The 25385-nt window shown below is 66.9% G+C and carries 26 protein-coding genes; 19 read left to right on the top strand and 7 right to left on the bottom strand.

What is annotated here, in order from left to right; all coding sequences use genetic code 11:
* Positions 1–67: 67 nt before the first annotated feature.
* The 6 genes from ABZ720_RS16775 to denD all read left to right on the top strand — a co-directional run bounded on the left by ABZ720_RS16775 (position 68) and on the right by denD (position 7474).
* Entirely contained in the window at positions 68–2437 is a 2370-nt protein-coding gene (locus ABZ720_RS16775; RefSeq protein WP_366556677.1) for a heavy metal translocating P-type ATPase, read from the top strand.
* A gap of 233 nt (positions 2438–2670) precedes the next feature.
* Positions 2671–3345 (top strand): hypothetical protein, encoded by a 675-nt coding sequence (locus tag ABZ720_RS16770; RefSeq protein WP_366556676.1) that lies wholly within the window; start codon positions 2671–2673, stop codon positions 3343–3345.
* 49 nt (positions 3346–3394) lie between these two features.
* The gene (locus tag ABZ720_RS16765) at positions 3395–4405 is read left to right on the top strand and encodes an EF-hand domain-containing protein (protein ID WP_366556675.1); all 1011 of its coding nucleotides are present in this window, start codon (positions 3395–3397) and stop codon (positions 4403–4405) included.
* A gap of 89 nt (positions 4406–4494) precedes the next feature.
* The gene (locus tag ABZ720_RS16760) at positions 4495–4869 is read left to right on the top strand and encodes an HPF/RaiA family ribosome-associated protein (RefSeq protein ID WP_366556674.1); all 375 of its coding nucleotides are present in this window, start codon (positions 4495–4497) and stop codon (positions 4867–4869) included.
* A gap of 114 nt (positions 4870–4983) precedes the next feature.
* The gene (locus ABZ720_RS16755; protein WP_366556673.1) at positions 4984–6426 is read left to right on the top strand and encodes a multicopper oxidase family protein; all 1443 of its coding nucleotides are present in this window, start codon (positions 4984–4986) and stop codon (positions 6424–6426) included.
* Positions 6427–6496: 70 nt separating this feature from the next.
* On the top strand, positions 6497–7474 hold the full coding sequence (gene denD, locus ABZ720_RS16750) for a D-erythronate dehydrogenase (protein ID WP_366556672.1): 978 nt from the start codon (positions 6497–6499) through the stop codon (positions 7472–7474).
* 73 nt (positions 7475–7547) lie between these two features.
* On the opposite strand, the gene ABZ720_RS16745 is transcribed toward denD, so the two are convergent.
* Together ABZ720_RS16745 and ABZ720_RS16740 are read right to left on the bottom strand one after the other, a co-directional pair.
* Complete coding sequence (locus ABZ720_RS16745; RefSeq protein ID WP_366556671.1) at positions 7548–8792, bottom strand: MFS transporter; 1245 nt, start codon at positions 8790–8792, stop codon at positions 7548–7550.
* A gap of 208 nt (positions 8793–9000) precedes the next feature.
* Positions 9001–9123 (bottom strand): aa3-type cytochrome c oxidase subunit IV, encoded by a 123-nt coding sequence (locus tag ABZ720_RS16740; RefSeq protein WP_275821682.1) that lies wholly within the window; start codon positions 9121–9123, stop codon positions 9001–9003.
* A 287-nt stretch (positions 9124–9410) separates the two neighbouring features.
* Here ABZ720_RS16740 and ABZ720_RS16735 point away from each other — a divergent pair, with 287 nt between their 5' ends.
* The 4 genes from ABZ720_RS16735 to ABZ720_RS16720 all read left to right on the top strand — a co-directional run bounded on the left by ABZ720_RS16735 (position 9411) and on the right by ABZ720_RS16720 (position 12152).
* Positions 9411–9860 carry a hypothetical protein gene (locus ABZ720_RS16735; protein WP_366556670.1) on the top strand — a complete coding sequence of 150 codons (450 nt, stop codon included), beginning with the start codon at positions 9411–9413 and terminating at the stop codon, positions 9858–9860.
* Between the two features lie 13 nt (positions 9861–9873).
* A complete protein-coding gene (locus ABZ720_RS16730) occupies positions 9874–10617 on the top strand; it encodes a competence/damage-inducible protein A (protein ID WP_366556669.1) in 744 nt (247 codons plus the stop codon).
* A gap of 141 nt (positions 10618–10758) precedes the next feature.
* Complete coding sequence (locus ABZ720_RS16725) at positions 10759–11232, top strand: c-type cytochrome (RefSeq protein WP_366556668.1); 474 nt, start codon at positions 10759–10761, stop codon at positions 11230–11232.
* Positions 11229–12152: a cytochrome c gene (locus ABZ720_RS16720; RefSeq protein ID WP_366556667.1), complete on the top strand. Its 924-nt coding sequence runs from the start codon at positions 11229–11231 to the stop codon at positions 12150–12152. The genes ABZ720_RS16725 and ABZ720_RS16720 overlap by 4 nt, the downstream gene beginning before the upstream one ends.
* 124 nt (positions 12153–12276) lie before the next feature.
* Here ABZ720_RS16720 and ABZ720_RS16715 read toward each other — a convergent pair whose 3' ends face one another.
* Positions 12277–12936 (bottom strand): peroxiredoxin, encoded by a 660-nt coding sequence (locus ABZ720_RS16715; protein WP_366556666.1) that lies wholly within the window; start codon positions 12934–12936, stop codon positions 12277–12279.
* 294 nt (positions 12937–13230) lie between these two features.
* Between ABZ720_RS16715 and otnK the strand changes: the two genes are divergently transcribed.
* The 4 genes from otnK to ABZ720_RS16695 all read left to right on the top strand — a co-directional run bounded on the left by otnK (position 13231) and on the right by ABZ720_RS16695 (position 17635).
* Positions 13231–14502: a 3-oxo-tetronate kinase gene (otnK, locus tag ABZ720_RS16710; RefSeq protein WP_366556665.1), complete on the top strand. Its 1272-nt coding sequence runs from the start codon at positions 13231–13233 to the stop codon at positions 14500–14502.
* Positions 14499–15134, top strand: a complete 636-nt coding sequence (otnC, locus tag ABZ720_RS16705; RefSeq protein ID WP_366556664.1) for a 3-oxo-tetronate 4-phosphate decarboxylase — start codon at positions 14499–14501, stop codon at positions 15132–15134. The genes otnK and otnC overlap by 4 nt, the downstream gene beginning before the upstream one ends.
* A gap of 41 nt (positions 15135–15175) precedes the next feature.
* Positions 15176–16234 (top strand): TauD/TfdA family dioxygenase, encoded by a 1059-nt coding sequence (locus ABZ720_RS16700; protein WP_366556663.1) that lies wholly within the window; start codon positions 15176–15178, stop codon positions 16232–16234.
* A gap of 153 nt (positions 16235–16387) precedes the next feature.
* Positions 16388–17635 (top strand): lipase family protein, encoded by a 1248-nt coding sequence (locus tag ABZ720_RS16695; protein WP_366556662.1) that lies wholly within the window; start codon positions 16388–16390, stop codon positions 17633–17635.
* Between the two features lie 24 nt (positions 17636–17659).
* On the opposite strand, the gene ABZ720_RS16690 is transcribed toward ABZ720_RS16695, so the two are convergent.
* Positions 17660–18244, bottom strand: coding sequence for an NAD(P)H-dependent oxidoreductase (locus tag ABZ720_RS16690; protein ID WP_366556661.1), 585 nt, complete (start codon positions 18242–18244; stop codon positions 17660–17662).
* A 97-nt stretch (positions 18245–18341) separates the two neighbouring features.
* On the bottom strand, positions 18342–20147 hold the full coding sequence (gene lepA, locus ABZ720_RS16685) for a translation elongation factor 4 (RefSeq protein ID WP_366556660.1): 1806 nt from the start codon (positions 20145–20147) through the stop codon (positions 18342–18344).
* 187 nt (positions 20148–20334) lie between these two features.
* Between lepA and ABZ720_RS16680 the strand changes: the two genes are divergently transcribed.
* Complete coding sequence (locus ABZ720_RS16680) at positions 20335–21003, top strand: glutathione S-transferase family protein (protein WP_366556694.1); 669 nt, start codon at positions 20335–20337, stop codon at positions 21001–21003.
* A 21-nt stretch (positions 21004–21024) separates the two neighbouring features.
* On the opposite strand, the gene ABZ720_RS16675 is transcribed toward ABZ720_RS16680, so the two are convergent.
* Together ABZ720_RS16675 and ABZ720_RS16670 are read right to left on the bottom strand one after the other, a co-directional pair.
* The gene (locus ABZ720_RS16675; RefSeq protein WP_366556659.1) at positions 21025–21756 is read right to left on the bottom strand and encodes a tetratricopeptide repeat protein; all 732 of its coding nucleotides are present in this window, start codon (positions 21754–21756) and stop codon (positions 21025–21027) included.
* A gap of 56 nt (positions 21757–21812) precedes the next feature.
* The gene (locus ABZ720_RS16670) at positions 21813–22751 is read right to left on the bottom strand and encodes a DMT family transporter (protein ID WP_366556658.1); all 939 of its coding nucleotides are present in this window, start codon (positions 22749–22751) and stop codon (positions 21813–21815) included.
* A gap of 133 nt (positions 22752–22884) precedes the next feature.
* Here ABZ720_RS16670 and ABZ720_RS16665 point away from each other — a divergent pair, with 133 nt between their 5' ends.
* The 4 genes from ABZ720_RS16665 (at position 22885) to ABZ720_RS16650 (ending at position 25331) form a co-directional block, all read left to right on the top strand.
* A complete protein-coding gene (locus ABZ720_RS16665; RefSeq protein ID WP_366556657.1) occupies positions 22885–23157 on the top strand; it encodes a BolA family protein in 273 nt (90 codons plus the stop codon).
* 104 nt (positions 23158–23261) lie between these two features.
* A complete protein-coding gene (locus tag ABZ720_RS16660; RefSeq protein ID WP_366556656.1) occupies positions 23262–23609 on the top strand; it encodes a ribbon-helix-helix domain-containing protein in 348 nt (115 codons plus the stop codon).
* 119 nt (positions 23610–23728) lie between these two features.
* Positions 23729–24325, top strand: a complete 597-nt coding sequence (locus ABZ720_RS16655) for a DUF6088 family protein (protein ID WP_366556655.1) — start codon at positions 23729–23731, stop codon at positions 24323–24325.
* Positions 24318–25331 (top strand): nucleotidyl transferase AbiEii/AbiGii toxin family protein, encoded by a 1014-nt coding sequence (locus ABZ720_RS16650; RefSeq protein ID WP_366556654.1) that lies wholly within the window; start codon positions 24318–24320, stop codon positions 25329–25331. Before ABZ720_RS16655 ends, ABZ720_RS16650 begins: the two co-directional genes overlap by 8 nt.
* Positions 25332–25385: the final 54 nt, after the last annotated feature.

Raw genomic sequence — 25385 nt, 5'->3', positions numbered from 1 at the left:
TATAGCTCTTGACCTTCCCATTGTGGGAAGCCCCATAACCTGCTCCTGTATCAGAAGGAGAAGGGGCATGGCCCAGGAACAGCATCACGGCGGCTGCGCACACAGCGCCGGCGCGAAGCATCAGCACGGCGGCGAGGCTGCGGCGCAGGACGGGCAGGTCATCGATCCGGTCTGCGGCATGAGCGTCGATCCGGCGACCGCCCAGCATCACGCGCAGCACGCCGGCAAGGACTACTATTTCTGCTCGGCCGGCTGCCGCAGCAAGTTCCTGGGCGACCCCGAGGGCTACCTGTCAGGCAAGAAGCCGGCAGCGGAGGGCCCGCCGGATGCCATCTACACCTGCCCCATGCACCCTGAGGTGCGCCAGGTCGGCCCCGGCAGCTGCCCGAAATGCGGCATGGCGCTGGAGCCGGAGGATGTGACCCTGGAGCAGGGCCCGAACCCGGAACTGCAGGACATGACCCGGCGCTTCTGGATCGGCGCTGCGCTGACGCTGCCGGTGTTTGTCCTGGAAATGGGCGGTCACCTCTTCGGCATCACCCACGCCATCGGGCAGCAGACCTCCAACTGGCTGCAGCTTCTCTTCGCAACGCCGGTGGTGCTCTGGGCCGGCTGGCCTTTCTTCGTGCGCGGCTGGCAGTCGCTGGTGACCCGCAGCCTCAACATGTTCACCCTGATCGCCATGGGCGTCGGCGTGGCCTTCCTGCACGGCATCGTCGCGACGTTCCTGCCCGGCATCTTCCCGGAAGCCTTCCGCGACGCCGAAGGCGCCGTGCCAGTCTACTTCGAGGCGGCGGCGGTGATCGTCGTGCTGGTGCTGCTGGGCCAGGTGCTTGAACTGCGGGCGCGTGAGCGCACCTCCGGCGCCATCCGTGCCTTGCTGGACTTGGCGCCCAAGACCGCGCGGCGCCTGGGCACCGACGATCGTGAAGAGGACGTCTCCCTGGAGGAGATCCAGGTGGGCGATCGCCTGCGCGTGCGCCCGGGAGAGAAGGTGCCGCTGGATGGCGAGGTGATCGAGGGCGCCTCGAATGTGGATGAATCCATGGTCACCGGCGAGCCCATGCCTCAGCGCAAGGAAGCGGGCGCCACAGTGATCGGCGGCACCCTGAACGGTCAGGGCGGCTTCGTGATGCGGGCCGAGAAGGTGGGCAAGGAGACCATGCTGGCGCAGATCGTGCAGATGGTGGCGAGCGCCCAGCGCAGCCGCGCGCCGATCCAGCGGTTGGCCGACGTGGTGGCCTCCTGGTTCGTGCCGGCGGTGGTGGGCGTGGCCGTGCTGGCTTTCGTGATCTGGGCGATCTGGGGCCCCTCGCCCTCCTTGGCCTATGCCCTGGTGAACGCAGTCGCGGTGCTGATCATTGCTTGTCCCTGCGCCCTGGGCTTGGCGACGCCCATGTCGATCATGGTCGGCGTCGGGCGTGGTGCGGGCATGGGCATCCTGATTCGCGATGCCGAGGCCCTGGAGCGCTTCGAGAAGGTCGACACCATCGTGGTGGACAAGACCGGCACGCTGACCGAAGGCAAGCCACGGCTGACAGGGCTGCACGCGGTGGCCGGGCTGTCCGAGGATGAACTGCTGCGCCTGGCCGCGAGCCTGGAACGGGCCAGCGAGCATCCCCTGGGCGCGGCGGTGGTGCAGGCGGCCGAGGCACGCGACCTGCCGCTGGCCAGCGTCGAGGACTTCGATGCCCCCGGCGGCAAGGGAGTCACCGGGCTGGTGGAAGGCCGGCGCGTCGCCCTGGGCAACCGCGGCTTTCTGAGCGATCTCGGCGTGGACGTGAGCGGCCTGGAGGGCCAGGCCGAGACCTGGCGGCGCGACGGGGCCACCGCCATCTTTGCGGCGGTGGAGGGCGTTGCGGCCGGTGCGCTGGCCGTTGCCGATCCGATCAAGGAGACCACGCCCGAGGCCATCCGTGCCCTGCACGAGCAGGGGCTGCGCCTGGTCATGCTGACCGGCGACAACCGCACAACCGCGGAAGCCGTTGCCCGCCAGCTCGACATCGACGAGGTCGAGGCCGAGGTGCTGCCCGAGGACAAGGGCCGGGTGGTGGCACGGCTGCGCGAGGAGGGCCGGGTCGTGGCCATGGTCGGAGACGGCGTGAACGACGCGCCGGCCCTGGCCGCGGCGGACGTGGGCGTTGCTATGGGGGGTGGCACCGATGTCGCCATCGAAAGCGCCGGCGTGACGCTGCTGCGCGGCGACCTCACCGGACTGGTGCAGGCTCGGCGCCTCTCCCAGGCCACCATGCGCAACATCCGCCAGAACCTCTTCTTCGCCTTCGCCTATAACTCGGCGGGCGTGCCGATCGCCGCCGGAATCCTCTACCCGGTCTTCGGTCTGCTGCTCTCGCCGATCGTGGCCGCTGCCGCCATGTCGCTCTCCTCTGTCAGCGTCATTGGCAACGCCCTGCGGCTGCGCATGACCCGGCTATGAGGGAGGGTTGGTTGACACGAAGGACACGAAGAATTCCACGAAGTGCACAAGGGATTTCATTCGAAAAGGGTGAGCGGCGGCTTGAATCGCTCTTGCTGAACTTTGTGAAGCCCTTCGTGTCCTTCGTGTCTCCGCAATGGTCTGCAAAGGTTGCGCCAGATCAAGGCGGGTGCGCCGCGGCGGTGGCAGGCTCGCGGTAATCGCCTGTTCCTGTTCTATGCGAGGAGATGGCCATGAGCGAAAGTGGTGCGGTGCGCGAAGCGGTGGGTGTCTTTCACAAACGGTCCGAACTGGAAGCGGCGATCGACGAGTTGCTGAGTTCGGGCTTCGACCGCGCCGAGGTGAGCCTGCTGGCAAGCCGGGAGGCCGTGGAAGAGAAGCTCGGGCACAGTTACCGCTCGGTGCGGGAATTGGAAGACGACCCCGATGTGCCGACCGTGGCCTACATGGCGCGTGAATCGGTGGGTGAGATCGAGGGCGCCATTGCGGGGACCCTGATCTATGTCGGAGCGGTGGCGGCCGCGGGTGCCGTGGTCGCTTCTGGCGGCGCCTTCGCTGCAGCCATCGCCGCGGCCGCAGCGGCTGGTGGCGGAGGCGGGCTGCTCGGCTACCTGCTCGATCGCTATGTCGAGAAGCGCTATCTGAAATCCATCGCCGACCAGATTGCCCGTGGTGGCCTGCTGCTCTGGGTGCACACGCGCAACGAGGAGCACGAGCGTCGCGCGGTGGACATTCTGACACGAAACGGCGGCGAGGACGTGCATGTCCACGACCTGCCGGCCGGCGAGCGGGAGGCGTTGCAGATGCGTGCGCGCATTTCCGATCTGGTCGACGAGGCCGGCCGGCAATCCTTCCCCGCCAGCGATCCGCCGGGCTTCAACCCCGGCCGCAGCGGCGGGCCGCACTGAGGGTGCATCCAGCCGCATCGGTTTCTCACCTTTGGAAGGAGTCCCGATCATGACACGGAAGCTACGTCTACTGATGTTCGCGGCACTGGGCGGTGTCTTGGCGGCAGGCACGGCCATGGCGCAGTCCTCCGGAATGCAGGAGGGAACCCGCGGCCAGGGGCAGTACCACGATGGCAATCCCATGGGCATGCACGGCAGCGGTCCCGGCAGCCAGCGCGGCGCGCAGCAGGACGAGGACGGCGACTGGGCGCCCCGGTCGCGTGAGCGTCGCGAGCGTGGCGAGGGCCAGGGACCGGGCCAGGGCTACGGCTACCAAATGGGCCCCGGCGATGGCTACCAGATGGGGCCGCAGATGGGTCCGGGTTACGGGCATGGCCCAGGCTACGGGATGGGTGGTTACGGCATGGGCGGCTATGGACCCGGCTACCCTGGTGGCGGTCAGCCGGGCATGGGTCCCGGAATGATGGGCCCCGGAATGATGGGCCCCGGAATGATGGGCCCCGGAATGATGGGCCCCGGAATGATGGGCCAGGGCATGATGGGCCCCGGAATGATGGGGTGGGGCCAGGGTTATGGCGCCGGTCAACCCTGTCCGGGGCCGGGCCATGGGCCGCAGTACGGCCAGCAGTGGGGCGGCGGCTCCGGGGCTGGCTGGCAGGAGGGTGCTGGCGACGGGAAGCGGGGCGATCGCCGCGACCGGCTTGAGGCGCGCGATCCGCAGCGCGGCATGATCGACCGCGACAATGACGGCAGCATTTCTGCCGACGAGGCCGCCGCCCACGCCGAAGGCATCTTCGAGTTCCTGGACCAGGACGGCGACGGTGCGCTGGTGCTCGAAGAACTGCAGGCCCGTCAGCGGGCGCGCGGTGACGCGGACGGCCCCCGGGCGGAACGGCGCCAGCAGCGCCTGGAGGAACGTTTCGGCGAGATGGATGCCGATGGCGACGGTGAGATCTCGAAGGAAGAGTTCATGACCTTCCACCAGGAGCGCTTCGAAAGCATGGCGAGCGAAGGCTCGGCTTCGCCCTGGCAGTATCGCGGCCGCCATCACCGCTACTGAGCGACGCGCTAAGAGCGACCACCTGACCGGCCGGGGCGGCTTGCCCCGGCTGGCATCCCTCGCGTTCCTCCCAATGCACAGGAAACAAGATGCAGACAGAACCTGAAATCGTCTTCCACAACCTGGACCACTCGCCGGCCATCGAGACCCTGGTGCGGGAACGCTTGGAGAAGCTGGACCGACTCTTCGACGGTATCGTGTCGTGCCGCGTGGTGATCGAGCGCAGCCAGCATCGCCACCGCAAGGGCGATCTCTTCGCCGTGAACATCGTGGTGGGCGTGCCGGGGCAGCAGCTTGTGGTCAATCGCGCCGGCCCCAAGGACCATGCCCATGAGGACATCAAGGTGGCGCTGCGCGACTCCTTCGATGCGGCCGATCGTCAGGTGGAGGACCATGCCCGCAAGGTGCGCGGTGACGTGAAACATCACGAACCGCGTCCGGAAAGCCCGCCCGAGAACGTGTAACAGGGCCGGCCGCCCTGACTCGGTGACCCGTCCCATCATCTTTGGGTGGCGCCGGACGGCCGCTTGCGTCATCTGTGACCGGGGGCGCTAAGCAACACAGGAAGCCAGGCGACGATGCGGGCAGACCATTCGAAGCACACGACCTTTGGCGCCGGCCTTTCCCGCCGCCGCCTGCTGTTGACCGGTGCCGGCCTCGTGGCGGCGGGGGCGCTTCCGCGCTCTTTGCGCGCACAGGCCGAGGCGCAGCGCCTCGTCGCCGGTCCGGGCCGGGCGCAAGTGGCGCCGGCCGGCTATCCGCAGACCGATGTCTGGGCCTACGACGGCGTGGTACCGGGGCCGACCTTGCGGCTGCGCCAGGGCGAGCGGCTGGACCTGGTGGTGGAGAACCGCCTGGAGCAGCCCACCACCATCCATTGGCACGGCATCCGCCTGCCCAACGAGATGGACGGCGTGGCGCATCTGACCCAGGCGCCGATCCAGCCGGGCGAGAGCTTCCATTACAGCTTCGACTGCCCCGACGCCGGCACCTTCTGGTACCACCCGCACTTTCGCAGCTTCGAGCAGGTGGAGCGTGGGCTGGCCGGGGCGCTGATCGTCGAGGAGGCGGAGCCGCCGCAGGTGGACCGGGATCTGCTCTGGGTGCTCGACGACTGGCGTCTGACCGAGGAGGCGGCCATCGCCGAGGATTTCGGTGCCTTTCACGATATCAGCCATGCCGGCCGGCTCGGCAACAGCGCGACCATCAATGGCCGCAGCCCGGAGGCCCTGGCGGTGCGCCGCGGCGAGCGGTTGCGCCTGCGGCTCATCAATGTGGCCAACGCTCGGGTGTTCGGCCTCGACTTCGAGGGCCATGCGCCAAGCATCATTGCCTGGGACGGACAGCCGGTGACGCCGCACGCCTTGCCCGACGGCAGGCTGGTGCTCGGCCCCGGCATGCGCGCCGACCTGATTATCGACATGACCGGCGGACCGAACGAGACCTTTGCGGTCACCGATTCCTTCTACCCGAACCAGACCTACCGGCTGGTGGACATCGCCTATGAGGCGGAGGTGCTGCGCGAGGAGTCCCTGGGCGCGGTGCCAAGCCTATCGGCCAATCCCGTGGCGGAGCCGGATCTGGAAGCCGCGGAGCGGCACGATCTGGTCTTCGCCGGCGGCATGATGGGCGGGATGACCGGGGCCGAACTGGATGGTCGCCAGGTCTCGCCGCGCGAGTTGATGCAGCACGGCCTGGCCTGGACGGTGAACGGCGTGGCCGCGCGCGATCACGATCACCGGCCCATGCTCTCCCTGCGGTTGGGGCGCAGCTACGTTCTGACCCTGCGCAACGATACCGCCTGGCCGCATCCCATCCACCTGCACGGCCATGTCTTCCGGGTGCTGAGCCGCAACGGCATGCCCACGCCACATGGAGAGTGGCAGGACACGGTGCTGCTGATGCCGCAGGAGGTGGCGGAGATCGCCTTCGTGGCCGACAACCCCGGCGACTGGATGCTGCACTGTCACATCCTGGAGCATCAGCTGGGCGGCATGAGCGGCGTGCTGCGGGTGGCTTGAGCTTGACCCCGAGGGCGTTCCGGTATCGGATCGCGCAGCAAGAATTCACCTGAAGGGAAGGGAAAGCCCAATGCACGTCCTGGTCATCGGCGCTGCCGGCATGGTGGGCCGCAAGCTGGTGGAGCGCCTGGTTGCCGACGGATCGCTGAACGGTCAGTCCATTTCGGCCATGACGCTCTACGATGTGGTCGAGCCCACGGCCCCGGCCGGAGCCGGTTTCAGCATCGAGACCCATGCCGGCGACTTCACTGCGGAGGGCGCGGCCGAGACGCTGATCGCCGGGCGCCCGGACGTCATTTTTCATCTGGCCGCCATCGTGTCCGGCGAGGCGGAACTGGAGTTCGACAAGGGCTACCGCATCAACCTCACCGGCACCTGGGCCCTGCTCGAGGCGATCCGCAAGGCGGATTACCGTCCGCGGCTGGTCTTCACCAGCTCGATCGCGGTCTTCGGCGCACCCTTCCCCGAGATCATCCCCGACGATTTCCATCACACCCCGCTGACCTCCTACGGTGTGCAGAAGTCCTGCGGCGAGATGCTGCTGATGGACTACACCCGCAAGGGCATGGTCGACGGCATCGGCATCCGCCTGCCGACCATCTGTGTGCGCCCGGGCAAGCCCAACAAGGCGGCCTCGGGCTTCTTCTCCGGCATCATCCGCGAGCCTCTTGCCGGGGTGGAGGCCGTCTGCCCCGTCGATGCCGACGTGGTCCACTGGTTCGCCAGCCCGCGCTCGGCCGTCGGCTTCCTGCTCCACGCCGCCGGGCTGGACGGGGAGACGGTCGGTCCGCGCCGCAACCTGACCATGCCCGGCCTCGGCGAGACCGTCGGCGGCATGGTCGAGGCGCTGCGCCGGGTCGCCGGCGATCAGGTCGCCGCGCGCGTGCGCTGGGAGCCGGATCCCTTCATCCAGGGCATCGTCGCCGGCTGGCCCACCACCTTCGAGGCCAAACGCGCCCGCGCGCTGGGCTTCAAGGCGGAAAGCAACTTCGAGGAAATTATCCGCGCCCACATCGAAGACGAACTGGGCGGCAAGATCGCGTCCTGACCGGTCGACGTTTACTTGGTGAGAGCGCCCCGTAGGTCCGGCTTGCGGGGCGCTTCTGCTTTCAAAGGAAGTTTCAGCCGCGCGGCTTGCCGGTCAGTTGGCGCGGGTGCACGTCACGCGCCGGCAGGTAGACCAGCACGGCCAGCAGCACCAGCGATCCCATGGCGGTGAAGAGCACCCGGAAACCGGCATCGGCGATGACGCCCTGCGAGCCTGTGTAAGCATTGAGCAGCAGCGAGCTGCAGAGCTGGAACAGCGCGGCGCCGCCGATGATGCCGATGTTGATGGTGGTGATGCCGCGCCCGGCCAGGTGATCCGGCAACAGCCCGCGCCCATGGGCGATGATCAGCATGCTGGCAGCCGAGAAGAAGGCGATGGCGCCAAGGAAAAGGGTCACGAGGGTCAGCGAGGGCGCGGGATGAATGCCCAGGCCGAGCAGCAGCAGGCCGAGCGGCACGATACCCGCCAGCACCGCGCGTTTGCGCGAGTTGAAGAGCTGGTCCAGCGGGCCGAAGCAGAGCGCGCCCACCAGGCTGGAGGCCGGCATCACCAGCAGCACCTCGCCCACCTGGGAGGAGGTCAGGCCGAAGCGGGTCTGCAGGTAGGGGCCGCCCCAGAGCCCGAGAATGGTGATCATGCTGGGATAGCCGACCAGGGCCAGGACGAAGGCACGCTGAATGTCGCGCATCTTCAGGATCGACAGCGAACCCTTCAGCGTCTCCGACCAGGAGCTGCGCGCGGCCTGGCGGCTGCGCGGTCGCGGCGTGTCGCGCACCAGCAGATAGACCAGCAGGGAGGCGACAAGGGTCACTCCCGCCAGAACGACGAAGCTGCCGCGCCAGCCGACGGTTTCCACGGAATAGCCCAGCGGTGCGGTGGCCAACAGGTTACCGAGATGGCTGGTGGAGATGATCACCGAGGAGATCAGCGCGAAGTGCCGCGCCGGGAACCAGCCGGAGATGGCGATGAAGGCGCCCATGATCACCGCGGCGCAGCCCACCCCCAGCAGCACGCGCGCGGCGATGAGCACGACCAGGCGGTCGCCGGCGGCGAACAGCAGCGCGCCGGCCACAGCGAAAAGCAGCAGGCCGCTGATCGTCAGCCGCGGGCCGTAGCGGTCGAGCAGGATGCCGGCGGGGATCTGGGTCAGCATGAAGGCGACGAAAAAGGCCGCGGTCATGCCGCCATAGGCAGCGGGCGGCAGGCTGAGGTCGGCCATCACCGGGGCGGCCAGCACCGAGTTGGCGGCGCGATAGAACTGACTGACCATGGCGGCCAGGCAGAGAACGCTCAGGACCAGGAAACGCTGGAGATGCATGGCTCCCGACTCCCTTGGCCCGTCCTAAACTCGCAAGCCGGCACACGGCGGCGGTGGGGCCTTCCGTGCCGGCGGGATGCGCGTACGTCGCGGACAAACCGGGAAGGGGCGTGGGGCGTGTCACGCCCGAAGAGCGATACGGGCCACTGAAGGGAAAACCGGACTGAACTTGCCGGCCAGTGGTCCCGCTGCGCGGGAAAGACGGGAATTACACCAGGAAGAGGGCCATGAGGATGAGCACCACGGCAACGATGACGGCGCCGGCGGTGGAAAACTTGATGAAGCCAGAGTAGGTCGACTTGTGGTCCTGCAGCATCCGGTCGTCGGTCATGCTCGTGCGATCCCCTTTGTTGGTCGGGCCCCTGCGTGTCCGGCCCCTGAATATCTGAGTGGGCAACACGGGCGTCCTCGCCCGCCTTTTGCAGCCTATGTAGGAAAATCCCCGCCCGGGCTCAAGCAAATCCGGGTTGTGGCAGTCTGACAGGGCGCGGCCCTTCCACCGAAACACAGCACCGAGACACAGCACCGGGAAACAAAGGTGGCAGCGGCGCCGGCCAAAGGCGCCTTGTCCTTTGCTTCCCACTTGCACTTGCGCAACGCGGGTCGCAAGCTGTCGGCATGATGGCACTGACTTCTTCCACCCCCCGAGCCGCCTGCCGCCCACCGATCCTGTTTGGCGTGGCCCTGGCGGGACTGCTTACTCTGGGTGCCTGCGCCCAGCGATCGGCTGAAGCCCCGGCGGGCGAAAGCGCGGCCCCGGCCTATCGCTACGATGAGCCAAGGCAGGAAACCTCGCCCCTGATCTACGACGATGCGGCCACGCAGCCCGGTCAGCGTGGACGGGACGAGGGTTACCAGGAAGCCAACGAGCAGTGCGATGCCTATGCCCGGGCGGTGGTGGCCCAGGACCGACGCATCCGCAGTGATCGGGACACGATGCGCAGCAGCCGCCTGGGTTCCGCCCCGATGAGCTCGCTCAGCCGCTCCATGCGCGATCACGGCGAACAGGGCAGCTACGAGCGGCACTTCCGTCAGTGCATGGAAAGTCGCGGGGCGTCCACGGAGTGAGTGGCGGGCTGAGATGAGTCGTATCTACACCGCCGCCGTGCTGGTGATCGGCAACGAGATTCTCTCGGGACGCACCCAGGACGCCAACATAGGCTACCTCGGCCGCCGCTTGAACGAACTGGGCATCCGCCTGCTCGAAGTGCGAATCCTTCCGGACCTGCAATCGGCGCTGGTGCCGGCGCTGCGCAGGCTGAAGGACGATTACGACTATCTTTTCACCACCGGCGGCATCGGCCCGACCCACGACGACATCACGGTGGATTGCGTCGCCGCGGCGTTCGAGCGCCCCGTGATCGAGCATCCCGAGGCCCGTCGCCTGCTGGAAGACTATTACGGCGACCGCATCAACGACGCGCGCCTGCGCATGGCGCGCACGCCTGAGGGGGCCGGGCTGATCGAGAATCCGGTCAGCCGCGCGCCGGGCATCCGGATCGAGAACGTCTTTGTGCTCGCCGGGGTGCCGCGCATCATGCAGGGGCAGTTCGAAGCCCTGGCGCCGGAGTTGGTGGGCAGTCTGCCCATGCAGTCGGTCTCCCTGCCGGTGGCCATGCCGGAGTCCGAAGTCGCGCCGGGATTGGGTGCCCTGCAGGAGCGCTATCCCGACGTGGAGATGGGCAGCTATCCCTATATGCGCGACGGCCGTGTCGGCACCTCGCTGGTGCTGCGCGCGACCGATGAAGCCCGGCTGAACGCCGCGACAGATGAACTGCGCGGCCTGATCGCCGAACTGGGCGGCCGCCTCGACGAGGATATGTAGTCGCGGGGCGACGGGGACTTGCAACGCGGCTTGGAAGCACTGTTGACCAAAGAATGTTTGCGGCAAGGGCACGCGGGCCGCTAGTCTTTTGACATAAGTCCGCTACGACAGGGTTCGACAAACAAACAGGGAGACGATGCAATGCGCCGTACCAAGTCCCTCTTTACGCTACTTGCGGCCGGCCTGCTGATCGCCGCACCCCTGGCCGCCCAGGCCGACCCCGCGGAGATCATCGACGAGCGGCAGGAGTTCATGAAGGGCCTCGGCCAGCAACTGGGCGTTGCCCGCTCCTATGTTCAGGACGGCGAAGGCACTGCCGCCGATGTGGCCGAGGCTGCCCGGACCATAGCCGAGCGCGCCGGCGAGATCGTGGCCCTCTTCCCCGAGGGCACCGGCATGCACGAGGTCGACATCGAGACCGGGGCGCGTCCGCAAATCTGGGAAGATCCCGATGATTTCGCGGCCAAGGCCGAGGGGCTGAGCGAGGCGGCCACCAGCTTTGCCGAGCTTGCCGACTCGACCGAGGACCCGGCCGAGATCGGGGCCGGCATGGCCGCTCTTGGCCGTGACGGCTGCGGCGCCTGTCACCGGACCTATCGCGAAGAACTGGATTGATCGCGGCCGCAACGCTTTTGCGCGGCCTCCCGGCCTTTCTGGGCCTGGCGCTGCTGGTGACGGCGGCGCAGGCCCAGGAAGAGCAAAATCAGGAAGAGCAGGCTGAAGCGGAAGCGGCAGCCGAACTCTCGCCGGCCGAGGAGCGGGGGCGGCAGGTGTTCCTCGCCGCCTCCTGCGCCGGTTGCCACACGGCGCCGGACGAGGGCACTTTCCTGGCCGGCGGGCGGGCCATTTCCTCGCCCTTCGGCACCTTCTACAGCCCGAACATCACACCGCATCCGGAGGCCGGGCTGGGCAACTGGAGCGAGGCGGAATTCGCACGCGCCCTGCGTGAGGGGCGGATGCCGGGCGGTTCAGCCTACTATCCTGCTTTTCCCTATACCTCCTACACCGGCATGAGCGATGCCGACGTGTCGGATCTCTGGGCCTATATCCAGACCATCGAGCCCTCGGACCAAGCCAACCGGGAGCATGATCTCTCCTTCCCCTTCGGCTTCCGCTTCCTGCTGGAGCCCTGGCGGCTGCTCTTCTTCGAGGACGGTCGCTTCGAAGCGGATCCGGCTTTGAGCGAGGAGGAGGCGCGCGGCGCCTACCTGGTCGAGGTATTGGGCCACTGCGGCGAGTGCCATACGCCGCGCAATCGCCTGGGCGCGCTGGAGCAGGACCGCGCATACGCCGGAACCCCGAGGGGGCCGGACGGGCGGCGGGTGGCCAACATCACGCCGCATGACGATGGCCTGGCGAACTGGAGCGCCGGTGACATCGCCTACTATCTGGAGACCGGCTTCACGCCGGATTTCGACTACGCCGGCGGGGCGATGGTCGAGGTGATCGAGACCTCCACCAGCCAGTTGACCGACGAGGACCGTCAGGCCATGGCGGCCTATCTCAAGAGCCTGCCGCCCCTGCCGCGCGAATAAGGCAGATCGCATTCATTCGAAGTCGCTTCGCGATCCGAATGAATGCGTGACTCTGCGTTGCACCTTTGAATCCGGCCCGATGGCGACAGGGGCAGGGCGGGCGAAGAATGCCTGAAGTCGGGGCTTACTTCGGCTGCGGCACGATGCGTAGGTAGGGCTTCAGGGCCTTCCAGCCGTCGGGGTAGCGCTTCTTGGCCTCCTCGTCGGAAACGGAGGGGACGATGATGACGTCCTCGCCCTGCTTCCAGTTTACGGGCGTCGCCACCTGGTGCTTGGCGGTGAGCTGGCAGGAATCCAGCAGACGCAGCACCTCGTCGAAGTTGCGGCCGCTGCTCATGGGATAGGTCAGCATGGCCTTGATCTTCTTGTCCGGGCCGATAATGAAGACCGAGCGCACCGTGGCATTGTCCGCTGCGCTGCGGCCCTCGGCGCTGCTCCCCTCGCTTTCCGGCAGCATGTCATAGAGCTGGGCGACCTTGAGTTCCGGATCGCCGATCATCGGATAGGTCACGGCGTGGCCCTGGGTCTCCTCAATGTCCTTGGCCCAGGCCGCGTGATTGTCCACCGGATCGACGCTCAGGCCGATGATCTTGCAATTACGCTTCTCGAACTCCGGCAGCAGCCCGGCCATGTAGCCCAGTTCCGTGGTGCAGACGGGCGTGAAATCCTTGGGGTGAGAGAAAAGGATGGCCCAGCCATCGCCGATCCACTCGTGGAAGTTGATGGTGCCCTGGGTCGTCTGCGCCGTGAAATCCGGCGCGACGGCATTGATCCGCAAGGTCATGATGTACCTCCAATGTGGCAGAAGCCGTGTCCCGCCGCCCGGGTGGCGGCGGAAAGATGTCGCTCGGGCGGGCGAAATCGGCACGCAGAACGGGGCTGCCGACGGCCTCCGAGCCTGACCGGCGCATTGCACCAAGAATCACCCCGCCGTGCAATCGCCCAATGGGCGGACTCGAGACGCTTCGGCCTTCAGCTTCCAGTTAATGCTCGGTCGACCTTTGAGCACGCTCGGGAAGGCTGGACCCTGTGCCGTGCGCGGTTTAGCTTTCCGGGCAACCACAAACGGGGAAATGCCATGCTGCTTGGCTGTATTGCCGATGATGTGACCGGAGCCAGTGACCTGGCCTCGACGCTGGTGCGCGAGGGCATGCGCACGGTCCAGGTCCTGGGGGTTCCGGCAAGTGACTGGACGCCGCCGGAGGTGGACGCGGTGGTGGTGGCGCTGAAATCGCGCACCGCGCCGGTGGCCGAGGCGGTGCGGCAATCCCTGGAAGCGCTGGAATGGCTGCGCGGTGCCGGGGCGCGGCAGATCTTCTTCAAGTACTGCTCCACCTTCGATTCCACCGATGCCGGCAACATCGGGCCGGTGGCCGAGGCCCTGCTGGAGGCGCTGGGCGGGGAGCAGACCATCTACTGCCCCGCCTTTCCCACCAATGGCCGCTCGATCTACCAGGGGCACCTCTTCGTCGGTGACCGCCTGCTGTCGGAAAGCGGCATGGAGAACCATCCGCTCACGCCCATGACCGATGCCGATCTGGTGCGCGTCCTGGGTCGCCAGACCACCCATCCGGTGGGGCTTGTCCCCTATGCCAGCGTGTCGCGGGGCGCCGAGGCGATCCGTGCGAGCCTGGGTGAACTCCGGGCGGCCGGCAAACGCCACGCCATCGTCGACGCCCTGGACGATGCCCACCTGCGCGCCATCGGCGCGGCCGTGGCGGAGCTGAGCCTGGTCACCGGCGGCTCCGGGGTCGCCCTGGGCCTGCCCGAGAACTTCCGCCGCAGCGGTCTGCTGCACGCCGAGGTCAGCGATGCGCTGCCGGAGTTCGCGGGCGCGGCCGCCGTGCTGAGCGGCAGCTGCTCGCGCGCCACCAACGCGCAGGTGGCGCACTTCGCCGCCAAGCGACCGGCTTTGCGCCTCGACCCCCTGGCGCTGGCCCGTGGCGAGCAGAGCGTCGAGACGATTCTCCACTGGGCACGGCCGAAGCTGGGGGCGGAGCCGATCCTGATCTACGCCACCGCCGAGCCCGAAGCCGTGGCCGCCGTGCAGTCCGAACTGGGGCGTGAGGCGGCCGGCACGTTGGTCGAGGAAACCCTGGCCGGCGTGGCCAAGGGACTGGTCGCCGCCGGGCTGCGGCGCCTGGTGGTGGCCGGCGGCGAGACCTCCGGCGCGGTGGTGGCCGCACTCGGCATCGCTGCGCTTCGCATCGGCCCCGAGATCGATCCCGGCGTGCCCTGGACCGCGACCCTGGGCGAGCCGCCGCTGCTCCTGGCGCTCAAGTCGGGCAACTTCGGCACGGTGGATTTCTTCGAAAAGGCCTTCCAGCAGCTGCCGGGAGAGGGGGCATGAGCGAGGAGAACCGGCTGCGCGAGCGCATCGCACTGCACGGCAAGTCCCTCTTCGATCGGGGCTACGGCTGCGGCTCCTCGGGCAACATCTCGGTGCGCCTGGAGGACGGCATCCTGGTGACGCCCACCAACTCCAGCATGGGCCGGCTCGACCCGGCGCGCATTTCCCGGCTGGACTGGCAGGGCAACCTCCTGGCCGGCGACAAGCCCTCCAAGGAGGCCTTCCTGCATCTCGCCATGTATCAGGAGCGCCCCGATGAGCGCGCGGTGGTGCACCTGCACGCCACCCATTCGGTCGCCGTCTCCTGCCTGGCGGAAATCAATCCCGAGAACGTGCTGCCGCCGATCACCGCCTACTATGTGATGCGCGTCGGCAAGCTGCCGCTGCTGCCCTATTACCGCCCCGGCGACATGGCGCTGGCCGAGGCGGTGCGGAGCATGGCGCGCGAGCACCGTGCCATGCTGCTGGCCAACCACGGCCCGGTGGTGGCCGGAAAGGAACTGGATGCGGCGGTCTATGCGGCCGAGGAGCTGGAGGAAACGGCACGGCTCTTTCTGCTGCTGCGCGGTGAGCGCACGCGCTACCTGACGCCCGAACAGGTGGGCGAGCTGACCGAGCACTTCCCCACCTGAGGGGTTCACACCACACAAGACGAAGGGGGAGCCAGGCAGCGATGATGACAGCGCGGAAGATCGAAGGCGTCTGTGTCTGGGAGGGCCGGGAGATGGCGGCTTCCGATCGCTGGATCATCGAACTGACCCAGGCAGAGATCGCGACTCTGGACGCAGCGGTCGCGACGGCCATGCGCCGCGGCCTGCCCTGGCACGAGCTGACCCGCGAGAGCTTCCCGCTGCCGGGCCTGGAGGAGCGGCTGGCAGCTGCACGCGCCGAACTGGAGGAGGGCAGCGGTATGGTTAAGCTGCGGCGCATTCCGGTTGAGCGCTACGAGCCGGCCGACCTGAAGCGCCTCTGGTACGGTCTCGGCCTGCACCTCGGCACCCCGCGCTTCCAGAACGCCCGCGGCGAACTGATGCGCGAGATCTGCGACGAGGGGGCCGGTATCGGCGAGCGCTATGGCGCGGTGGAGACCGACAAGGGCACCTTCCTCTCCTCCTACGCCCGCACGCTGAGCAACGGCGCGCTGCGCTTCCACACCGACCGCTGCGACGTGGTGGGCCTGCTCTGCGTCAGCCAGGCCGGCAGTGGCGGCGTCAGCACGCTCTGCTCCTCGGCAGCGGTGCACAACGCGATCCTGGAGCGCCGGCCGGACCTCGCCGCTGTACTCTACCAGCCCTATCACCGCAGCCGTTTCGGCGAGGAAAAGGGCGCGGAGCGGCTGGCCTATCCTCTGCCGATCTTTGGGCAGAGGGACGGCAAGTTCACCAGCCACTATTCCCTCACCTACATCGAGGCGGCGGAGCTGCTGCCCGACATCCCGAAGATGACGGCGGCCCAGCGCGAGGCGCTGGATATGCTGATGGCGGTGGCGAAGGAGCTCTCCTTCGAGATGACGCTGGAGCCGGGCGACATCCAGCTGCTCAACAACCACGTCATCTATCACGGCCGCACGCCCTTCACCGACGCGCCGGAAAACGGCCGCAAGCGTCTGCTCCACCGTCTCTGGCTCGCCATGCCCAACAGTCGCCCCCTGCCGGAGGACCACGCGGTGCTCTGGGGCTCGGTGGCGCCCGGCGCCCTGCGCGGCGGCATCGGCCAGGAGGCGATGGGATAGGCGCGCGCCGACGTAGAGATGAAGTAAAGATGTTTGTCGATTTTGGGTATGTGCAGGATGAAGATAGAGAGCTTTTGTAATCTATTATTGCGATGAAATGAGATTGCGATGTAGTTTGCTTTGGATGGGCTAATGTTAATTTGGGGGGCGGCAATGAAGACCAACAAGTATGGCATGGCAGTTGGCGGCGGGTTTCTCACGCTTGTGCTTGCTTCAGCAGCGGCTGCGGGGAATGTTCCCCAAGGTCCTGACGGCGCGGCTTTCTATGATCCGGCCGACCCTCTGCCCAGCGGGGCGCGGGGCGACGTGATCTACGCCCGTGCCATGGACGAAACCAAGACCATGGCCCTGCCCAGCGCCGCTCGGAACAGTCTGGTCCTCTATCATGGTCTCAGTGACCGTGATCAGCCCATCCCACTGTCTGGGAGTGTCTCTGTGCCCGAGGGCGCGCCGCCGGAAGGCGGTTGGCCGGTCATTGTCTGGACCCACGGCACTTCCGGAATGAACCCCAGATGCGCCCCCTCCCTGGACACAGCCGACGGCCCGGAACACGGCTATGTCAGTGCCATGGCAGAGTTGCTGGATGGCTTCGTGCAGAAGGGCTATGCGGTTGTGGCCGCGGACTACCAAGGCCTGGGCGTGGTCAACCATCAGCCCTTCCTCCAGGGTGTGCCCACCGGCCGCAGTGCCCTGGATATGCTGACGGCCGGCCATCAGGTGGAAGCCGACCTGGGCACGCGCTACGTCGTGATGGGACACTCCCAAGGAGGTCAGGTTGATCTCTTTGCCTCATCTCTTGGCCCGGAGTATGTGCCGCAGTACGACTTCCTGGGGACCGTGGCCTTCGCGCCGGCCTCGCATCTGGCAGATCGCCTGGATGCCATGCGCCAGTCCGACAGCCCGCAGCCGGCGCTCGCCTACGTGCTCTATATTCTGCAGTCCTACGCCACGACCCACTCCGCGATAAATCTCTACGATATCCTGACGCTGGACGCCCTCGATAACCTGCCCAGGATCCACGATGACTGCGTAACGGCCGCCAGCACCTCGGGCTATTGGACCACGGTCAGTTCCGGCGCTCAGTTCCTGGAGGCACCGGACCTGGAGGCCTTTCGCTCTGTTGCCGCCAGCAACGAACCCGGCGAGCTAGAGATCGACCGGCCGGCGATGATCGTCCAGGGCGCGCAGGACCACACGGTCCTCCCGTCCGCGACCGACAGCACGGTGCGGCGGCTCTGCGAGAGTGGCAACTTCATCAACTATCAGGTCTTCGCTCAGGCCGACCACAGGGGTGCTTTGCGCTACGGCGCCGATGCGGCGCATAGCTGGGTGCAAGACCTCTTCGCGGGCAACGAGGTGCAGAGCAACTGCGCCAGCCTGCCGTCAGCAGCACAGAGCTGATTCGGCGGCGCCAGGGAGTCAGCGCTACCGCGCCCGCTCGCCAAGCCGGCGCATTTCGGCCAGCCAGCCTTGGCGCCGCTGCGGGCTGGCGCTGGCCACCATGCCGAAGAGGGTCTGGCGCACCGGCTTGAGGCCGACGAAGCCGAAGAGGCTGTGCGACAGGCCTTTCAGGGCGTGGGCGCCGTAGAGCCAGCGGTAGGCCAGCGCGGGCATGCCCATGGTGACCACCAGGCGCACCGAGCGGCCCTTGAGCCGTCCCTTGGGAAAGCCCTTGCCCTCGGTGGCAAAGGCGAAGCCGGGGCGCAGCGCCTGCTCGAAGAAGGCCTTGACCAGGGCGGGCAGGGTGCCGAGCCACAAGGGGAAAATTACCACGATGTGCTCGGCGGCCAGCAGGGCCTCCTGGGCCCGGCGGACCTCCTGCGTGGGTTGCTCCTCCTTGAAGGCGGCTTCGCTGCGCAGCAGGGGAATGTCCATTTGGGCGAGGTCGAGGCGGGCGATCTCATGCCCCGCCTTGTGTGCGCCCTCGGCATAGGCCTCGGCCAGGGCGCGGCAGAGGCGTGCCGGGTCGGGGTCGGGATGACCCTGGATGATCAGGATGCGGCGGGGCATTGGTGGGCTCCGGCGGTCATGTCTCGCCGGCTCCTTGCCACCCCCGCCGCTCGGCTGCCATGACCTGGATCAGCATGACCTGGATCAGAGGGTCGCGCTACTCCTCGCCCATGCGCAGCGCGGCCAGGAAGGCGGACTGCGGGATCTCCACATTGCCGAACTGGCGCATGCGCTTCTTGCCCTCCTTCTGCTTGTCGAGGAGCTTGCGCTTGCGGGAGATGTCGCCACCGTAGCATTTGGAGGTGACATCCTTGCGCATGGCGGAAACCGTTTCGCGGGCGATCACCTTGCCGCCAATGGCGGCCTGGATGGCGATCTTGAAGAGCTGGCGCGGGATCAGTTCCTTCAGCTTCTGGCAGAGTGCTCGTCCGCGCGCTTCCGACTGGCTGCGATGGACGATCAGTGCCAGGGCATCCACCGGCTCCTGGTTGACCATGATGGAAAGCTTGACCAGGTCGCCCTCGCGATAACCCTCCAGGTGATAGTCGAAGGAGGCATAGCCGCGGGTCACGGATTTCAGGCGGTCGTAGAAGTCGAAGACCACCTCGTTGAGCGGCAGCTTGTAGACCACCATGGCCCGATCACCGGCGTAGGTGAGGTCCTGCTGCTCGCCACGCCGCTCTTCGCAGAGCTTGAGCACCGAGCCCAGGAACTCGTCCGGCACCATGATGGTCGCCTTGATCCAGGGTTCGTCGATGGAGAGCACCCGGGTCGGGTCGGGCATGTCGGAGGGGTTGTGCAGGTGCAGCGTCTCGCCGTTGCGCTGATGCACGTGATAGACGACCGAGGGCGCGGTGGTGACGAGGTCGAGGCCGAACTCCCGCTCCAGGCGCTCCTGCACGATCTCCAGGTGCAGCAGTCCCAGAAAGCCGCAGCGGAAACCGAAGCCCAGCGCCGGGGAGACTTCCGGCTCGAAGACGAAGGAGGAGTCGTTGAGCGCCAGCTTGCCCAGGCTGTCGCGCAGCTCCTCGTAGTCGCTGGCGTCGGCCGGGAAGAGGCCGCAGAAGACCACGGGGATCGAGGGCTGGAAGCCGGTCAGCGGGCCGGCGCAGGGGCGGCGCTCGTCGGTGATGGTGTCGCCCACCTTGGCGTCGGCAATGTCCTTGATCCCGGCCACCACATAGCCGAGCTCGCCGGGGCCGAGTTCCTGGACCTTGGTCTTGGTCGGCTTGAAGATGCCCACCTGGGTCACGTCGTGCAGCGCCCGGGTACCCAGCATGCGGATCTTCATACCGGCACGCAGCTTGCCGTCCATCACGCGCACCAGCACGACCACGCCGAGGTAGGGATCGTACCAGGAATCAACCAGCAGGGACTGCAGCGGCGCCTCGGGTTCTCCTTGTGGTGGCGGAAGGCGGTGGACGATGGCTTCCAGCACCTCCTTGACGCCGATGCCGGTCTTGGCCGAGATCTGCAGCGCGTCGGTGGCATCCAGGCCCACCACCTCCTCGATCTGCTCGCGAATGCGCTCGGGTTCGGCGGCCGGCAGGTCGACCTTGTTGAGCACCGGCACGATCTCATGGTCGTGGTCGATGGCGAGGTAGACGTTGGCCAGCGTCTGCGCCTCCACGCCCTGGGAGGCATCGACGAGCAGGAGCGAACCTTCGCAAGCCTTGAGCGAGCGGCTGACCTCGTAGGAAAAGTCCACGTGGCCGGGCGTGTCGATCATGTTGAGCTGGTAGGTCTCGCCGTTGTCGGCGGTGTACTCCAGCCGCACAGCCTGGGCCTTGATGGTGATGCCGCGCTCGCGCTCCAGGTCCATGGAGTCGAGCACCTGCTCCTTCATCTCGCGCTCGGTCAACCCGCCGCAGAGCTGGATCATGCGATCGGCCAGGGTGGACTTGCCATGGTCGATGTGCGCGATGATGGCGAAGTTACGAATATGACTCAGGTCGGTGCTCATGCCGGTCCGGTTACCGTGGCTGGGGCGCTCTGGGCGTGCAGACTCCTGGGAGCCTGCAGGCTCATGGAAGGCGGAAAATAGGGTGGACGGGCCGCTGCCGCAATGTCATGCGGATGCGCTCTCCCTGCAATCGGCAGAAACCCCGGCCCTGTTCAGTCCGGGAGACAGTCCGTATATGGTGGCGCTCATGCGTGTCCTCTACCATCATGCCCTCAATCCCGGCAGCCGCAAGGTCCGACTGGCGCTGGCGGAGAAGGGACTCGAATTCGAGCTCAAGGCCGAGCAGGTCTGGGAACGGCGCCAGGCCTTCCTGCGCCTCAACCCGGCCGGCGAGGTTCCCGTTCTCATCGAGGAGGACGGGACCGTGGTGCCCGGCGACGGGGTCATCACCGAGTACCTCGACGAAATCTATCCCGAGCGCCTATTGCTGGGCGAAACGGCCCTGGACCGGGTTGAGGTGCGCCGCCTGACCAACTGGTTCGACCGCAAGTTCGCGCGCGAGGTTTCCGAGCCGCTCCTGGAGGAAAAGCTGCTGAAACGCCTGGCGCGCAGCGGTTCGGCGGACTCCCAGGCGATCCGGGCCGCCAATCACAACATCCATCACCACCTGGAATACCTCGCCTGGCTGGCCGAGCGGCGCAATTGGCTGGCGGGTGAAAGCCTCAGTCTGGCCGACCTGGCGGCTGCGGCGCATCTCTCCTGCGTGGATTACCTGGGGCACGTCCCCTGGGACAATCACCCCGTGGCGCGGGACTGGTATGCCCGGATCAAGTCGCGCCCGATCATGCGCGCACTGCTTGCCGACAGCGTGCCGGGGGTGCCGGCGCCGGCCCACTACGCCGATCTGGATTTCTGACGCCAGATTCCCGGCGGGGAGTTAATCTGCCGCGGCCTCGAGGCGTTGCAGGTTCTCGCGCGCAATCCGTCCGGCTTCGCCCTGCGGGTCCAGGTCGCTCGCCTGACGCCAGTCGGCGGCGGCGGCTTCACTCTCGCCCAGTTCGACTTGCACGATGCCGCGCTGCATCAGCGCCTCGGCATTGTCCGGCTCCAGGGAAAGCAGGCGGTTGAGATCGTCGAGCGCCAGCTCCGCGGCATCGACCCGGCGGTAGGCCTCGGCGCGCAGCAGCAGCGTTTCCGTGCGCTGCGGCGCCAGCTCCCAGGCGCGGTCCAGGTCATCGATCGCCTGCCACCAGCGCTCGCCTTCCGCCCGCACGATGGCGCGGTCGATCCGCAGGTCCGCGTTGTTCGGCGCCTGCTCGATTGCTTCACTCAAGGCCGTGTCCGCCGCATCGCGATCGCCGCCCAGCAGGTGCAGCCAGGCCGCCTCGGCCAGCAGGCCGGGACGGGCGTCGTTCTCGACCAGACGGGCCACGCCCTCCAGTTCCAGTGCCGCCTCGCCGTAGCGTTGCAACTCGGCCAGGGCCGCCGCGGCGCAGTGGCGTGCCGCAGCGCCCCCGCCCTGCTGTCGCCAAGCCTGGGCGCGTTCGAGTGCCTGGGTGGGCTGCGAGGCCGCCTCCTCCAGGCAGGCCTGATGGCGATCCTGGGCCGCGGCCGGCAGGGCCGGCAGCAGGGCGATGAGCGCAAGCGCGAGAAGGGGCATAGGCAGCATGGCTGCAGGGTGCGTCCGGAAAGCCGCGCTCGCAAGAGCCTTGCGTGTCGCCGGCTCTATCGTGTGCGCCGATTGCGACGCAGGTCGGAGAGATTGACCAGCGTGACGCCAAGCAGGATCGCCAACAGCCCGGCGATCACGCTGAGCGTCAGGGCCTCCTGCACGATCACGGCGGAGGAGAGCACGCCCACCACCGGAACCCCGAGGAAGCCGAGCGACGTGGACATGGCCGGCAGGGCACGGGTCACCGTGAAGGCGGCCCAGTAGCAGAAGCCGGTGGCCAGCACGCCGTTGTGCAGCAGCAGCAGCGCCAGATCCCAGCGCGCCGGCGGGCGCCAATCGGGATGGAAGAAGAGCGCCCCGGCGAGCAGCGGCGGCATGGCGACGAGCAGCTGCCAGGGCGCCAGCTCCAGCGGCGAACCCTGCCATCGGCGCGAGCGCACGTGCAGGATGGCCACGGCCCAGGCCAGGGAGGCCAGCATGAGCAGCGCATTGCCGCGCAGCTGGGCGGCATCCCCCCAGTCGAAGGCCGTGGGGTTGAAGAGGATCGCAACCCCCAGCAGGCCGGAGAGCAGGCCGAGGGTCTTCAGCGGTCGCAGGCGCTCGCCCAGCAGCAACAGGGCGCCCGGCACCACCCAGAGCGGCGTGGTGTAGGCCAGGATGGCCGAGCGTCCCGCGCCCACCACCGGCACCGCCAGATTGATGATGAGCAGGAAGGCGGCGATCTGCAGCATGCCGACGGAGAGGATCACCGGCAGATCGCTGCGCTGCGGCAGGCGCAGGCTGCCCACGGCAGCCAGCACGGCAAAAAGGGCGAGACAGCCCAGGAAGACGCGCAGGAAGGCGAACCAGAAGGCCGGGACCATGGTCAGCCCGATCTTCATGATCGGCCAGTTGCTGCCCCAGATCAGCACCGTGATGGCAAAGAGGCCGTAGGCGAGGGCGGGAGTGGGTGGTGGCGACGTGGATGCCGGGGTTGAAGCGGTCCTGCTCATGAAATCGGGTCATCCCCTCCTGCGCTTGCGTGCTTCCCCGCTGCGGGCCGGCTTGACAGGTCGGCGGGGGCAGCGGAGCGTCGCGTCCAGCCATACAGTCGTAAAGCCATACAGTCCCGAGGAGGAGCATGCCATGTCGATGTCGCAGAACCTGGAACGGAAGTTGCGTGAGGCCTTTGCGCCGCAAGAGCTGACGATTCAGGACGATTCGGCCCTCCACGAGGGCCATGCCGGCGCGCGGCCCGGCGGCGAGACGCACTACAGGGTGCGCATCGTCTCCGAGCGCTTCGTGGGGTTGAGTCGAGTGGAGCGCCAGCGGGCGGTCTATGCGGCCCTGGGCGCGGAATTCGAGGCCGGCCTGCACGCCCTGCAAATGCAAACCCTTACCCCTGAGGAAGTGAAATAAACTGATCAGTACGCCTTTTGGCTGTGAAATAGACTTGCGCCGCTCGCAACGGACGCGCGATTAATGGAGGATGAAACGTCACGGCCTCAATCATTGGGTGCGCCATGCCAACACGCGCCCTTGAATCCCGTCCACTGGACGGCCCCGAGGAAGCCTCCGCGCCTCAATCGAACCGGGACGCCCTCGATCATCGGGGCGCGCAGGAACTGCGCAACATCCGGGTTCGGGGACGCCGCACGTCGTTGCGCCTGGAAAGCCCGATGTGGGATGCCCTGGAGGAGGTATGCCTGCGCGAGGGCGTCGGCATGGATCGCCTGATTTCCTGCATCCGTGCCACCAGCGAGGGCAATCTGGCCTCGGCCGTACGCACCTTCCTGGTTGCCTACTACCGCGCCGCCGCCACCGAACAAGGCCACAAGGCCGCCGGCCACGGCCTGTTCCGCGACTGCTGAGCGTGGCCCCCTAGGGTTCCTCCTGACCTCCCATTAACCCGGCAGGGTATAAGGAATATGGGAATTGGCGTGGATTTTGTCAGAAAACAGACTATGTTTCTGACAGAAGGAGCGCAGCCATGACGGCCCTAGCGAAATCAATCCTGGCTCATAGCGAGTCACTGCCGGAAGGCGCACCAATTTGCGCCAAAGCACTGCTGCACCTGGGCAGTCGTGCAGCTGTGGATCAGGGGCTTTCCCGTCTGGCCAGGGAAGGTCGGTTGCTGCGGTTTAGCCGCGGTGTCTATCTCAGGCCCGTTCAAGGCCGTTTTGGTCAGCGGTCTCCTTCCGCTCCGGAGGCGCTTGAGGCTTTTGCGCATCTCAAGGGCGCAACGATCGTGCCGCACGGCGCAGCGGCGGCGAACAGGCTCGGTCTCTCGCCCCAGGTTCCGCTATACAGCGTCTACCTCACGTCCGGGCCGACCCAACGGCTTACCCTCGGCAAGCAAACCATCGAGCTCCGCCATGCGCCGCGCTGGCAACTTCTGATGCCAAACCAGCCGGCAGGCGACGCAATCCGGGCTCTGGCATGGCTTGGGCGGGAGAAGGTCGGGGAAGCTCTCGGCGTGCTCAGGCGCCGACTCTCGGCGACTGAATTGGAGAACCTGGCGTCGGTCCGCCCCCAGTTGCCGTCATGGCTCGCCGCCAAGGTCAGCGAACTCGTGAGGCATGGCTGAAGACTTTCTCCAGCTTTCAAGCCGTGATCGGCTCGATGCACTTGGCTACGTGGAAGCCGAGAGCGGCAGGCCGGTTCACTTGCTTGAAAAAGACGTTTGGGTGGTCTGGGCGTTGGCGACGCTCTTTAACGCACCTGTCGGGAAGCATCTGGTCTTCAAGGGTGGCACGTCACTGTCGAAAGCCTATGACGCGATCCGCAGGTTCTCCGAAGACGTCGATTTAACCTATGACATACGCGCCCTGCTGCCGGATGTCGTCAGTCATCGAGGCGATGCGCTTCCGCCAAATCGCAGTCAGGAAAGGCGTTGGACTCGGATGATTCGCGGCCGGCTCGACGAGACGATCGCTAAAGAGATTGTCCCTGTTCTGGAGCATGCCATCCATCATGCTCGCTTGCCGGCAGTTATCCGTGTCGAAGGGGCGAATGTATACCTTGATTATGAGGCGGTGGCTGGCGGCTCGGGGTACGTGAACCCCTCCGTAATGCTGGAGTTCGGTGCCAGGGCGACGGGTGAGCCTTTTGCGCTTCGAAATATCCGCTGCGACGCAGCTGATCATCTTCATCAGCTGGAATTTCCCCAGGCACTGTCCAAGGTAATGCGCGTTGAGCGCACCTTCTGGGAGAAGGCCACGGCGATTCATGTTTTCTGCTGTGGCGGCCGGTTGCGCGGACATCGGATCGCGCGGCACTGGTATGATTTGTACTGCCTGGATGCGACCGGGCATGCCCAGCCGGCAATTCAAAGCCGTGACCTTGCTGCAGCTGTCGCGCGCCATAAATCGCTGTTCTTCCCCGAGAAGGACGCTTCGGGCCAAGCGGTGAATTATCACGAAGCTGTTCGAGGGGCTTTGCAACTCGTACCGAACGGACGTGCACGAGAGGTGCTGGCAGTCGACTATGGTCGCATGGTGGATGATGGCTTGCTGCTTGATGATGCCTTGGCGTTCGATGAATTGATGCTGGGTTGCCGGCAACTCGAACGGAGAGCGAATCTGCTGGGCTGATCTTCGGACCTGCGGAACAGGGTTGCGTCTTGCCCCCATCCCTGTCGTTTCCCA

This window comes from Aquibaculum sediminis (assembly GCF_040712085.1).
GTDB lineage: Bacteria > Pseudomonadota > Alphaproteobacteria > Kiloniellales > DSM-21159 > Aquibaculum > Aquibaculum sediminis.
Note: the sequence above shows the minus strand (reverse complement) of the source record. Positions and strands in the feature narration are given on the sequence as shown.